At 40.3% G+C, this 12,762-nt stretch carries 13 protein-coding genes; 10 read left to right on the forward strand and 3 right to left on the reverse strand.

Features of this window, described 5'->3' with window-relative positions; translation table 11 throughout:
* Positions 1 to 84 precede the first annotated feature (84 nt).
* The 3 genes from BV902_RS04770 to BV902_RS04780 form a co-directional block, all read right to left on the reverse strand.
* The gene (locus BV902_RS04770; RefSeq protein WP_075990981.1) at positions 85 to 1,920 is read right to left on the reverse strand and encodes an ABC transporter ATP-binding protein; all 1,836 of its coding nucleotides are present in this window, start codon (positions 1,918 to 1,920) and stop codon (positions 85 to 87) included.
* Between the two features lie 160 nt (positions 1,921 to 2,080).
* Positions 2,081 to 2,635, reverse strand: a complete 555-nt coding sequence (locus BV902_RS04775; RefSeq protein ID WP_075990982.1) for a hypothetical protein — start codon at positions 2,633 to 2,635, stop codon at positions 2,081 to 2,083.
* Positions 2,636 to 2,791: 156 nt separating this feature from the next.
* Complete coding sequence (locus BV902_RS04780; RefSeq protein WP_046672337.1) at positions 2,792 to 3,580, reverse strand: SAM hydrolase/SAM-dependent halogenase family protein; 789 nt, start codon at positions 3,578 to 3,580, stop codon at positions 2,792 to 2,794.
* Between the two features lie 351 nt (positions 3,581 to 3,931).
* On the opposite strand from BV902_RS04780, the gene BV902_RS04785 reads away from it, so the two are divergent.
* From BV902_RS04785 to hisIE, 10 genes are all read left to right on the forward strand, one after another.
* Positions 3,932 to 4,897 (forward strand): PhoH family protein, encoded by a 966-nt coding sequence (locus BV902_RS04785; RefSeq protein ID WP_046672338.1) that lies wholly within the window; start codon positions 3,932 to 3,934, stop codon positions 4,895 to 4,897.
* Between the two features lie 114 nt (positions 4,898 to 5,011).
* Complete coding sequence (locus BV902_RS04790) at positions 5,012 to 5,962, forward strand: phosphoribosylaminoimidazolesuccinocarboxamide synthase (protein ID WP_075994626.1); 951 nt, start codon at positions 5,012 to 5,014, stop codon at positions 5,960 to 5,962.
* A 33-nt stretch (positions 5,963 to 5,995) separates the two neighbouring features.
* A complete protein-coding gene (locus tag BV902_RS04795) occupies positions 5,996 to 6,376 on the forward strand; it encodes an STAS domain-containing protein (RefSeq protein ID WP_075990983.1) in 381 nt (126 codons plus the stop codon).
* A 1-nt stretch (position 6,377) separates the two neighbouring features.
* Entirely contained in the window at positions 6,378 to 7,289 is a 912-nt protein-coding gene (locus BV902_RS04800) for a ribonuclease Z (RefSeq protein WP_075990984.1), read from the forward strand.
* Between the two features lie 226 nt (positions 7,290 to 7,515).
* Positions 7,516 to 8,574, forward strand: a complete 1,059-nt coding sequence (hisC, locus tag BV902_RS04805) for a histidinol-phosphate transaminase (protein ID WP_075990985.1) — start codon at positions 7,516 to 7,518, stop codon at positions 8,572 to 8,574.
* A gap of 4 nt (positions 8,575 to 8,578) precedes the next feature.
* Positions 8,579 to 9,718 carry a bifunctional histidinol-phosphatase/imidazoleglycerol-phosphate dehydratase HisB gene (hisB, locus tag BV902_RS04810; protein WP_075990986.1) on the forward strand — a complete coding sequence of 380 codons (1,140 nt, stop codon included), beginning with the start codon at positions 8,579 to 8,581 and terminating at the stop codon, positions 9,716 to 9,718.
* A gap of 1 nt (position 9,719) precedes the next feature.
* A complete protein-coding gene (gene hisH, locus BV902_RS04815; protein WP_046672343.1) occupies positions 9,720 to 10,319 on the forward strand; it encodes an imidazole glycerol phosphate synthase subunit HisH in 600 nt (199 codons plus the stop codon).
* A 12-nt stretch (positions 10,320 to 10,331) separates the two neighbouring features.
* The gene (locus BV902_RS04820) at positions 10,332 to 11,084 is read left to right on the forward strand and encodes a 1-(5-phosphoribosyl)-5-[(5-phosphoribosylamino)methylideneamino]imidazole-4-carboxamide isomerase (RefSeq protein WP_075990987.1); all 753 of its coding nucleotides are present in this window, start codon (positions 10,332 to 10,334) and stop codon (positions 11,082 to 11,084) included.
* A 1-nt stretch (position 11,085) separates the two neighbouring features.
* The gene (gene hisF, locus BV902_RS04825) at positions 11,086 to 11,838 is read left to right on the forward strand and encodes an imidazole glycerol phosphate synthase subunit HisF (RefSeq protein ID WP_075990988.1); all 753 of its coding nucleotides are present in this window, start codon (positions 11,086 to 11,088) and stop codon (positions 11,836 to 11,838) included.
* A 114-nt stretch (positions 11,839 to 11,952) separates the two neighbouring features.
* Positions 11,953 to 12,537 carry a bifunctional phosphoribosyl-AMP cyclohydrolase/phosphoribosyl-ATP diphosphatase HisIE gene (gene hisIE, locus BV902_RS04830; protein WP_075990989.1) on the forward strand — a complete coding sequence of 195 codons (585 nt, stop codon included), beginning with the start codon at positions 11,953 to 11,955 and terminating at the stop codon, positions 12,535 to 12,537.
* Positions 12,538 to 12,762: the final 225 nt, after the last annotated feature.

Below are 12,762 nucleotides of genomic sequence, written 5' to 3' on the forward strand. Positions count from 1 at the left end.
ATATTCAAATGATAATCAAGTATGATACCAAATGAACAATCACAGGGTGAATTTGTTTAAAAAGAATCAATAATTAACAAAATTTTACATATCAATTTTCTGCTGCTTTGACTGCAGATTATACAGATGCTGATAGAGACCGCTTTCTTTTTGGAGCAGTTCAAAGTGAGTACCGCTTTCAGATACGATTCCATTTTCGACAACGATAATTTTATCGGCATCAACAATGGTCGATAGTCGGTGTGCAATAATGATCGAGGTGCGTCCACGCATTAATTCTTCCAATGCATCCTGTACCTGTCTTTCTGACTCTGAGTCTAAGGAAGAGGTGGCTTCGTCCAGAATAAGAATTGCAGGGTCTTTTAACAGTGCACGGGCAATGGCAATGCGCTGGCGCTGACCACCGGAGAGTTTAACGCCACGTTCACCAACAATGGTGTCATAGCCTTCAGGGAAATTTAAAATAAATTGATGCGCGTTGGCACGTCTCGCAGCTGCTATAATTTCATCTTCTGTAGCCTCGAGCTTACCATAAGCTATATTTTCACGAATTGTCCCGCCAAATAACAAAACATCCTGTGGTACGATAGCGACCTGGTTGCGGATATCACAAAGCTCAAAATCGGATGCCGGCCTGTCGTCGTAACTTACTTCCCCTTTTTTTGCTGTGTAGAATTGTAGAATCAATGAAGCTATTGTTGATTTTCCAGTTCCACTTGGGCCAACTATGGCGATTTTATCACCCGCATTGGCTGTAAAGTTGATGTCTTTCAGGATTTCAATATCGGGACGGCTTGGATAGGCAAAGGAAACATGATTGAAGCTTAGTTTACCAGTCATGGTTTTGTGGACTTCCTTGCAAGTAGGTTTCACATTGAGATTTTCTTGTGGCTCATCCAAAATTTCCAAAATACGTTCACTCGCTCCCAAAGAGCGTTGGATATTGGCATATAGCTCAGGAAAACTGCCCATAGAACCTGCTACAAACATCGAATATAGAATATAGGTCGTTAGGTCGCCTACTGTCATTTCATGGATAGAAACTAATGCTGCTCCATACCAGATAACTGCGATCACTGCACCGAAAATACAGAAGATAATAAAAGAGGCAAAAGCACCTCGGAAGGTAGCTCCTTTGACCGCTAATTTCACGACTGAATCCATCTGATTACTGTAACGGTTGAATTCGAAATATTCATTCACAAAGGCTTTTACGTTGCTTATCCCCAACAATGTTTCCTGAACAATACTATTTGACTCGGCCATTTTATCCTGTGCCTGTCTGGACAATTCGCGGATGAATTTTCCGAAAATAATAGCAGCCACAACAATGATCGGTAAAATACAAAGGTTCATGAGCGCGAGTTTGGGGGATACCCAAACCAAAAGAAATACACCGAAACAAAGACTAATCAACTGTCTTAAGATTTCAGCCAATGTTGTTGTTAACGTATCCTGAATCTGTGAAAGGTCTGCAGACAAGCGGCTGTTTAATTCGCCAACACGGCGATTGGCGAAAAATTCGATTGGTAATGAAATGAGTTTGAGGTAGGTGTCCTTGCGTAATGCGGATAGTGTACGTTCAGCAATCTCAACAAAGATTCGTATACGAAAAAAAGAGACGACTGATAGAAAAGACAGAATAATAAAGGCAATTCCACCAATATAATAGACGTGTGGTGCAAGCCAGGGATAAGTTTGCTTGCCTTGCGCAGCATCAATCATGGCACCAAGCAAAGCCGGAAAGGCGAGCATGGCCAAACTGGATAATACCAAGAAAAACATGCCGACCCCAAATTTAAGCCGATAAGGTTTTAAATAGGTCATCAATTTAGATGCTCTCAATAGGAGCTCCTTATTCAATTTTGGTTTTGGTAGATCTTCTTCTTGTTTATTACCGCTGTTGAATCCTCTTGCCATATCCGCTACTTCAAATTTTGTTGCGAGGACAAATGTAAAGAGATTAAAAATATATTGCTATCATACTTTAGTCAATTTTTGAATAGAATCGTACTTTTTCTGATTTAAACAGCTGTTTTAAGTAGCTTTTCGTTGTGCAAATGCTTATTGCTGTGATGCTTTATCCTAAATTTTGTTGTTTCGGAGCTGTTTGTTGCGCTTTAAATTTATAGAGTATATATCCTAATACGGCGATAACAAGTAAAGCGATATAGAGGAGGATGTTGCTTAGCGGTAGATTTCCGGATGTTTTCTCTCCCTGTGCCCGCAGCTTTTCGTTTTCTTTTTGAAGTTTACTTATGGTACCTATATAGGCTGATACTTGCTTGTCGTAATCTGTTGCCAATTGTTGGTATTTATCTTTTTCAAAATCTTTGATTTTCAATAGTTTTTGGGTTTCCAGGAAAATGTTGTTATCTGTGATGACGATATCTTTAAGGATATCGATGCTCTTTTGCATGTCACCTTTTGATTTGAAAAGACCAAAAAGTCCTGTTTTTTGTGTGAGGCTCGTGTCATAAGCCCCGAATTTCTGTTGACGGGCATCGAGTAGGTCATTTACACGGCTTCGTTGTACCTCAAAAGAGCTGGAGTCTGGGTTGTTTTGCGACTTGGCCTGTCCAAAGAAACAAAAAAGAACGGTGATTGGAAGAAGGAATCTTAAAAATTTCATCATGTATTTGGACGATCTATTTATCAAATGTTTAGTTTAAACTAACGTTCATGGTAAAATTTTATTTTGCCATAAAGCTACATCTACAAGTTTAGCCCTACGATCAGTTTGACCAAGGAAAAAAAATGGAGCGAAAGCACTACAGATGAATTTATGAAATTAATCTTTAAATTCTATACGAATTACATTGGAATCATCATCATGAAGTCCGAGTAGCTGGCTTGCATTGCCTTTATTGATGGCGATTTCAAGGTAGTTGGAAATACCAAATAAACAAAGTTTCTCGCCTTCTCCTACTTCGTTGTAATGCCAGGAAAGGTTGGTAATGGTTTCATTGCGTTTGAAATAAAGGACAAAATGACGTCCTTTTTGAACTTTATTGAATAGATCTTTCGAGATGTTGGTAATGGCATTGCCGAAAGCATCCACATAAATGACGTTGCCTCGGATCATGTCTTTATCAAAGATAGGCTGCAAAGTTACTTTTTCGATGAGCTGTTGCATTGAAGTTCCGATTTCTTTCAGTTTGCCTCCCTTGGCAATATGACAGGCGGATTTAGAAAGGATATCTGCGAGCGGAAAGTGAAGATACCGAAGGTCTTGCATTAAGTTGAGCTCATAGAGTTCCTGAGGTTCATTGCCATTCAGCAATAGACTGAAAATACCATTGTCGGCACCGACGAAATAATGATCGTTGTATTTCATGCCGATATATTTCGACTCTTCATGAAACAGGGTGTTAATTCCGATAATGTGTACGGTTCCTTTAGGAAAATAATGATAAGCGTTACCTAATACAAAGGCCGCCCGAGGGATATTGAATGCTGGAATTTCGTGGGTAATATCAACAATATTGGCACCGGACAGCTGCGATAAAAGACTACCTTTTAACGCGGCTTGATAAAAATCTTTGTGTCCTAAGTCTGTTGTTAATGTAATTACTGCCATTATAATCTAAATCCTAGATCGAATTGCTGTCGAATTCCCTTAAATATACCCTTAAATTTATCTAAATAGTGGACAAAATTACTATTTATCAGATGATTTATAAAGCTAATTGGATAACTTATTTTGAATCTGTCTTTTTTCGATTGATATACACAAACATAGCGAAGATTTTATGTATAATGAAATCTTTGTGCCCCTTTGTGGGCTGTCTCCATACGCTTCTAAATCATCGTCGTTTGTACGCTGTATCTTCTTGGTTGTTTCGTTAGAATACGTTAATTTTGAATAGTATTATACAGGAACGATAGTGTGTAATGGCTACAATCTAATTAATTCTAAATAGGATAAAATTTGAACGAATTACTAATTGCATTAGATGGTCTGAATTTGCCCATATTATGGGGAGCAGACAATGAGCACTTCGATTATTTGAAGAAGCAATTCCCAAAACTGCGGATTGTAGCTCGCGGAAGTGAAATGAAGGTGTTGGGAGACGCGAAGGAATTAGATCTGTTTGAGCAATCGTTTAAGGAAGTCATGGCTCATCTGGAGAAATTTAACAACATTACTTTATTGGATTTTGAAAATCTCCTTGGAGCAAGTGCAGGTTCTGCTGTTCAACAAGAAAAAGAACTTGCGGCCAAACATGCAGCCTTTGGATCCGAACCGATCGTGTATGGACCTAATGGTCTTATTGTACGTGCACGTACGGCTAACCAGCGGAAGATGGTGGATAGTATTTCGAAAAATGACATCTTATTTGCTATCGGACCGGCGGGTACAGGAAAGACCTATACGGCGGTTGCATTAGCTGTTCGAGCACTTCGAAATAAAGAAATCAAAAGGATCATTCTAACAAGACCAGCCGTAGAGGCCGGCGAAAATCTCGGTTTTTTACCTGGCGACTTAAAGGAGAAGGTAGACCCCTATTTGAGACCGCTCTACGATGCATTGGACGATATGATTCCAGCAGAGAAGCTAAAAGGTTATCTGGAAAATCGGACCATTGAGGTCGCTCCTTTAGCATTTATGCGTGGGCGAACACTTGACAACTGCTTTGTGATTCTGGACGAAGCTCAGAATGCAACGGATATGCAGCTGAAGATGTTTTTGACACGTATGGGGCCGACGGCAAAATTTATCGTTACAGGTGATATGACACAGGTAGATTTACCGAAAAAAAATCAATCTGGATTGTCTACTTCGATTCGTTTATTGGAGAATATCGAAGGAATAGACATTATCCACCTCAGCGGTGGAGATGTGGTTCGGCATAAATTGGTTCGCCGCATCCTCGAAGCGTATGGTGATATTTAATATTAAAAGACAAATCGAGCCGAGCGAGCTCTTAAATAAATGCGCTGCATTTATGAATGCCATTAAACGCAGTCATAAATGAACAATTACTTACATTTGAATTTTACTTTGAACATGAATGCTATAAAAGAAACAAATTTCAATTTCGAAAATCAGACTGCTTTTTACCGAGGAAAAGTACGTGACGTGTATACGATTGCCGATACTTATTTGGCGATGGTTGCCTCAGATCGTATTTCGGCATTTGATGTGGTACTTCCACGTCCTATACCCTATAAAGGGCAGGTGTTGAATCAAATTGCAGCCAAATTTTTAAAGGCTACGGCTGATATTATTCCAAATTGGGTCGTATCTGTTCCGGATCCAAGTGTTACTATCGGTCAAATGTGTGAGCCGTTTAAAGTAGAAATGGTTATTCGGGGTTACTTGTCGGGACACGCTTGGCGTGAATATGCTGCAGGCAAACGTGAAGTATGTGGTGAGGCATTGCCAGAAGGACTGAAAGAAAATGACAAATTGCCTGAGCCAATTATTACACCGACAACAAAGGCTGCTGTTGGACATGATGAAGATATCTCACGTGCCGATATCTTGAAAAAGGGTATCGTAAGCGAGGAAGATTATATTCAATTGGAGCAATATACCAAAGCATTGTTCCAAAGAGGTACTGAAATTGCTGCGCAAAGAGGGCTAATTTTGGTGGATACAAAATATGAGTTTGGAAAAAAAGATGGAAAAATTGTGTTGATCGATGAGATTCATACACCAGATTCTTCCCGTTATTTTTATGCAGAAGGCTATCAGGAACGCCAGGAAAAAGGTGAGTCACAAAAGCAATTGTCGAAGGAGTTTGTTCGCAAATGGTTAATTGAAAACGGCTTCCAAGGGAAAGACGGTCAGGTCGTTCCGGAGATGACCGATGAGATAGTAGCTTCCATTTCTGAACGTTATATTGAGCTATACGAACATATCGTCGGAGAGAAGTTTGTGTACCCAGATCAGGAAAACGTACTGGAACGGGTGGAAAGAAATGTGGCAAACGCCTTGAAAACGCTAAATTATTAGTACATTGTATCCTCAAACAAAGGAGATAGACTAATGAAGTATACCATTGATAAGCACGATCGCTATATTGTCATAGAACCTCATGTCGATGTGATTGACGCGGATAACGCCGCTAAACTCAAAGGGGAGTTTTTGTTGCGGAATACGATTGGACAACGGAATATTGTTTTGGATATGATCCACGTTAAGCAAACGGACGAGGTAGGTATTCGTTTAGGCGTGCTTGCCCATCGTTTATGTCAGTCTGTTGGTGGCATATTTATTTTGGTTAATCTTTGTCCAACGTTAATGGATATGGTTCGTGTATCGCATTTGGATAAATCGCTGAAAATAGCACCATCATTAAAGGTTGCGGAGGATTTAATCTTTGCGCACGAATTGGAATCTGAGTATCGGGGGACTATTGAGGATTAATATGAAGTTTGAAGTTCTGATATTGGGAAATAGCTCGGCAACGCCGATGTTTGATCGTCATCCGACTAGCCAAGTGCTGAACTTTAATGAGCAATTGTTTTTGATCGACTGTGGAGAAGGCACACAAATGCAACTCAGCCGATACGGCATCAAAAGCAATCGCATAGGACATATATTTATTAGCCATTTGCATGGGGATCATTATTTGGGCTTGGTGGGGCTGCTTTCATCGATGCACCTTGTCGGCCGAAAAAGTGATCTCCATTTGTATGGCCCGCCTGCGTTAAAGGAAATTTTAGACGTGCAGTTTTTGCATTCCGAGACTATCTTACGCTATAATCTTATTTTTCATCCGATTTCACCAGAACAGCCTGGCGTTATTTTTGAAAACAGAACATTAAAAGTAAGTGCTTTTCCATTAAAGCATCGTATTGCCTGTACCGGCTTTCGTTTTGATGAGGGACCCCGCGCGCGAACATTGTTGGGCGATGTCGTGCAGGAATTAAATATACCTACCGCCTATTTTCCGATGATCAAAAAAGGATTTGATTACGTCGATGAAACCGGTACAGTATATCGTGCAGACGACCTGAGCCTTCCTGCTCCCTTATCGCGCAGTTATGTGTATTGTTCGGATACCGTACGGACGCCAGACTATCTGCCTTATGTGCAAAAGGCTAATCTGATGTATCATGAGTCTACATTCTTACACGATATGGTTGATCGCGCAAAAGAGACGTTTCACACAACAGCGCTGGAAGCTGGAGAAATCGCCCAGGAAACGCATGCAAAGAAGTTGCTATTAGGTCATTATTCAGCTCGGTACAGAGATTTAAATCCCCTATTGGAAGAAGCGAGAACTGTATTCCCAAATACGGAGCTCTCTGTGGAAGGTAGATGGTTTTCCGTCTAGTTTTTTTTAAATTTTCTTTTATATCCCAAGGAGGAATGGGTTTAGATCAATGAAATCGATTAAATGGGAGTAATCAGTGGGGTAAAACGAATTGATACAAGCAAACTACCAGGTAGAACAAGCTGATCAAAGCAACTGAACATCCAATAGTCGCCTATGAATAATTGCTTATTATATTGCATATGATGAACAATTTATCTAAGTTTACGGCTCTAATTTTTTTATAATGGATAATCCATTCAACTTAAACAACCTACTACGGGAAAATATTAAGAAGCTCGTACCTTATTCATCCGCAAGAGATGAATTTAAAGGGGAGGCATCCATATTGATTGATGCCAATGAAAATCCTTTTGGATCCCCCTTAAACCATGATTACAACCGATATCCAGACCCTCTCCAACATCAAGTTAAAGCAAAACTTTCTAAAATAAAAGGTGTACCATCAGAGCATATCTTTTTGGGAAATGGAAGTGATGAAGCTATTGATATTTTATACCGTGCATTTTGTACCCCTGGTGTTGACAATGTCATATTAGTTCCGCCAACTTACGGGATGTATGAAGTTTCTGCGAACATCAATGATGTTGCTTTCAAAAAGGTAAACCTTACTGCTGATTACCAGCTGGATTTGGATGGTATTGCCAATGCAATAGACGCACATACTAAACTGATTTTTATCTGTTCACCAAATAATCCGACGGGAAATTCTATCCGTCGTCAGGATATTGAAACGATCTTGAATAATTTTCAGGGGCTTGTTGTTGTGGATGAGGCTTATATTAATTTTTCTGCTGTCAAGTCATTTACGCAAGAACTGGCTGAATACCCTAATCTAGTGGTATTGCAGACTTTGTCTAAAGCTTGGGGGCTGGCAGCCCTACGCCTGGGCATGGCTTTTGCCAGTAAAGAGATTATAGCTGTTTACAATAAAATAAAACCACCATACAACATTAACCAGGCTACACAAGATATTGTATTGGAAGCCTTAGATCAGGTTGATCAAGTCAATGACTGGATCAAGGAGACGGTGGCGGAGCGCGAGAAACTCGTGCGTGAATTGCTTGAACTGGACTATGTGCAGCATATTACACCTTCTGATGCCAACTTTATTTTGGTCAAGATGGAGCAGCCACGTGAAGTTTACGATTATCTAGTTCAATATGGAATTATCGTTAGAGATAGATCCAAAGTCGAATTATGTGAAGGCTGCCTACGGATCACTGTTGGAACGCCTGCAGAAAATCAAATATTGTTAGAAAAACTTAATCAAATCAATAAATAATACTATGCCTGATAACTTAAAACGTGTACTGTTTATAGACCGCGATGGAACATTAATTTTGGAACCTGAAGACGAACAAATCGATTCTTTTGCCAAATTAAAATTCTATCCTGGTGCTTTGCAGTATCTTCCACGTATCGCAAAGGAGCTGGATTTCGAATTGATCTTGGTTTCCAACCAAGATGGTTTAGGAACGTCTTCCCATCCGGAGGAGAATTTCTGGCCAGTCCATCATTTTGTGATTGATACGTTTGCAGGAGAAGGAGTAGTGTTTGCTGAGGAACATATTGATAAAACCTTTCCACACGAGAATGCGGAAACCCGAAAACCGGGAGTTGGTATGCTTGGAGCTTATTTTGATACGTCGAAATACGATTTGAGTCAATCGTTCGTCATCGGCGATCGTGTGAATGATGTTAAATTAGCACAAAACCTCGGCGCAAAGGCAATTTGGCTGCGTGCTAACGATCAATTAGGTGCTTTGGAAAACCTTGCGATAGATTCAACTGTTATAGCTTTAGAGACAACAGATTGGAAGACGGTGTATGAATTCCTTAAATTGGGTACGCGCACTGCCGAACATCATCGTAAAACCAATGAAACGGATATTTTTATTCAGTTGAATTTGGACGGTTCGGGTAAGTCTGATATCGAAACGGGATTGCCGTTTTTCGACCATATGTTGGATCAATTGGCTAGACATGGAGCACTTGATTTGACCATTAAGGCGAAAGGTGATCTTCATATCGACGAACATCATACCATCGAAGATACGGGTATCGCACTTGGTGAGGTCTTTTTGAAGGCTTTAGGGGACAAACGTGGAATTGAGCGCTATTCCTATACGTTGCCAATGGATGATTGTTTGGCTCAGGTTGCATTGGATTTTGGTGGTCGCAACTGGATTGTGTGGGATGCGGAATTTAAACGGGAGAAGATCGGCGATATGCCTACGGAAATGTTTTTCCACTTCTTTAAGTCGTTTTCAGATGCTTCACGATCGAATTTAAACATTAAAGCTGAAGGTGACAATGAGCACCATAAGATCGAAGCGATCTTCAAAGCTTTTGCTAAATCTATCAAGAAAGCGGTAAGACGCGATGCCGACCATATGCAATTGCCAAGTACAAAAGGAGTATTGTAAGATGATAGGAATTATTAATTACGGTGCGGGGAATATTTTCTCTTTGACAGCGGCACTGGATCGTGTTGGGCTTACCTATGGTATGGTCAATACCGCAGATGAGATCGATCAATACGATCGTATCATCATTCCTGGAGTGGGGCATGCTGGCGCAGCAATGGACAAACTACAGGAATCAGGATTGGTGCCTTATATCAAAAAGCTAAAAAAGCCTGTATTGGGGATTTGTGTTGGTATGCAATTACTGACGGCTTTTTCAGAAGAAGGAAATGCCGAAATGTTAAAGCTTTTTCCTTTGAAGACGTTACATTTTGATGCCGAAAAGTCGGGTAAAGTACCACATATGGGCTGGAATAGTGTTTCCGTGCCAGCAAATAGTCCTTTATTTGCACATATTGAAGATCAAACTTATTTTTATTTTGTCCACTCGTACTTTATCGAATTCGATGCGACATATACTGCGGCAAAATGTGTCTATGGACAGCCTTTTTCGGCTGCAATTTCTAAAGACAACTTCTTTGGCGTACAATTCCATCCAGAGAAATCTGGAAAAGCAGGAGAGCAGCTGTTGCTCAATTTTTCAACTATTCAAATTGATTAAAAATATTCGACTATGTATATCATTCCAGCAATAGACGTCTTGGACAAAAAAGTTGTCCGTTTGAGAGAGGGTAACTACAATGACGTTACAACGTATGCGATTAGTTTAGAAGAGCAAATCGAAACCTACCGCGCAAATGGTACGGAACTCGTCCATATCATTGATTTAAATGGTGCAAAAGGAGACTTCAGCAATCAGGCCTATTTATTTGATATCATTCAGAAGACGGATATGAAGATTCAATATGGCGGTGGTGTTAGAAGCATAGAGAAGGTTAAAGAATTGGTAGATGCGGGTGTTTATCGCGTTATTGTCGGAACACAGGCAATTACAAATCCTTCATTTTTGGAGGAACTGGCTACATTGAATGAAGGTAAAGTAAAATATGCAGACCACATTGTCATAGCGATAGACGTATTGGATGAAGTCATCAAATACTCCGGGTGGCTGGAAAGCTCTCCAATCAAATTGATCGAATATATTGATAAATGCTTGGTTTTAGGATTCTTTAGGTTCTTATGTACCGATATTAGTAAAGATGGTAAATTGGGCGGTGCAGGTGTTGAATTGTACCAAAAGTTGTTGAACCATTCTCCAATTATCAAGTTAATTGCTTCTGGCGGGATCAGTTCAATGGACGATATTCAGAAACTTCAGGAGCTGGGCAGTGTAGAATCTGTTGTCGTTGGTAAAGCAATCTATGAAAATAGAATCTCGATCGATGAAATCAAAGATTGGAATTTAAAATCGTTAATCAGATTTTAAAATGCTGGCAAAACGTATAATTCCCTGTTTGGATGTCAAGGATGGGCGGACTGTAAAAGGAGTCAATTTTGTGGATCTGCGCGATGCGGGTGATCCCGTTGAATTGGCCTATGAGTATTCTCAACAAGGGGCGGATGAACTCGTTTTCCTGGATATTACAGCGACACATGAGGAGCGTAAAACGACAATTGATTTAGTCAAAGCGGTCGCACGTCAGGTGAATATTCCTTTTACAATTGGCGGTGGTATCAATGAAATCAAAGATGCTGACATTCTGTTGAATGCAGGTGCAGATAAAATTTCCATCAATTCCGCGGCGGTACGTAACCCCGATCTTATCAATCAGATGGCGGCAGCTTTTGGTGCACAATTTGTTGTGGTTGCTGTCGATACCCGGTCCATCGACGGACAGCATTTTGTCCATCTGAGTGGTGGACGCATTAGGACGGAATTGAACACAGCGGATTGGATACTTGAAGCGCAGGAACGTGGAGCGGGAGAGATCCTGCTGACGTCAATGGATCATGACGGAACAAAAAATGGCTTTGACAATGGTTTTTTAAAAACAATAAACGACCAGATTCATATTCCACTGATTGCTTCTGGCGGAGCTGGTAATCAACAGCATTTTGTGGATGTTTTTCAGCAAGCTAACGTAGATGCTGCCCTGGCGGCATCGGTCTTCCATTATGGTGAAATATTGATTCCCGATCTTAAAGCTACTTTGCGTCAAAATGGAATTGTCGTAAGATAGGAAACAAGATCGATCAAGGAGAAGTAAGCCATAAACTTGCTGAATGCAATCCTGAGAAGTTAAAAGAGAGCTCATGGCTCTTCGAAAATAATTAAAAATTGAAATACTAAAATCATGTTAGATTTTGCAAAAAGTGACGGCCTCGTTCCAGTGATTGTGCAGGACTTCCAAACGTTGGAAGTGTTGATGTTAGGCTATATGAACGAGAAAGCTTGGGAGAAAACACAAGCAGAGAAACGTGTTACGTTTTTCTCCCGAAGCAAAAATCGCCTTTGGACAAAAGGAGAGGAGAGTGGAAACTTTTTGAATGTAAAAAGCATCCATGTTGATTGTGATAAGGATACTGTTTTGATCAAAGCAGAACCAATGGGGCCGACCTGTCATACAGGAAGCAGAAGCTGTTTCAGTACAGACTTCAACCAAAATTTTCTGTTGGAGCTAGAACGTATTGTCAACCATCGCTATGAACATCCTTCTGACGAATCTTATGTCAATCGTCTGCGTTCTCGCGGTATCAATAAGATTGCGCAAAAAGTTGGCGAGGAAGCCGTAGAAACAGTAATTGCAGCATTGACAGAAACAGATACTGATTTTATCAATGAAACTTCAGACTTACTGTTTCATTTGATCGTATTGTTGCGTGAGAAAGGATTTTCATTGGAAACAATTGCGAAAAACCTCGAGAGCAGACATCAATAGGTAGTTGAAGGGACATCTTACTTCATGCTCCTAGCTCACTTAAAATCGGAAGATGGCAACACCGTTGAACAAAATCCGAAACGGGGAGAAGGCTTTAAGCTAAGATGACAAAATAATCTAAGAAGTGCAGTATATTTGTGGATATACTGCACTTCTTGTTTCTACGGGCTAACAATACGTATTGCTGTATTGATTTTTACTGGACTCACAGTTCGATCAGCGGAG

Origin of the sequence: Sphingobacterium sp. B29 (assembly GCF_001952815.1) — a bacterium.
Taxonomy (GTDB): Bacteria; Bacteroidota; Bacteroidia; order Sphingobacteriales; family Sphingobacteriaceae; genus Sphingobacterium; species Sphingobacterium siyangense.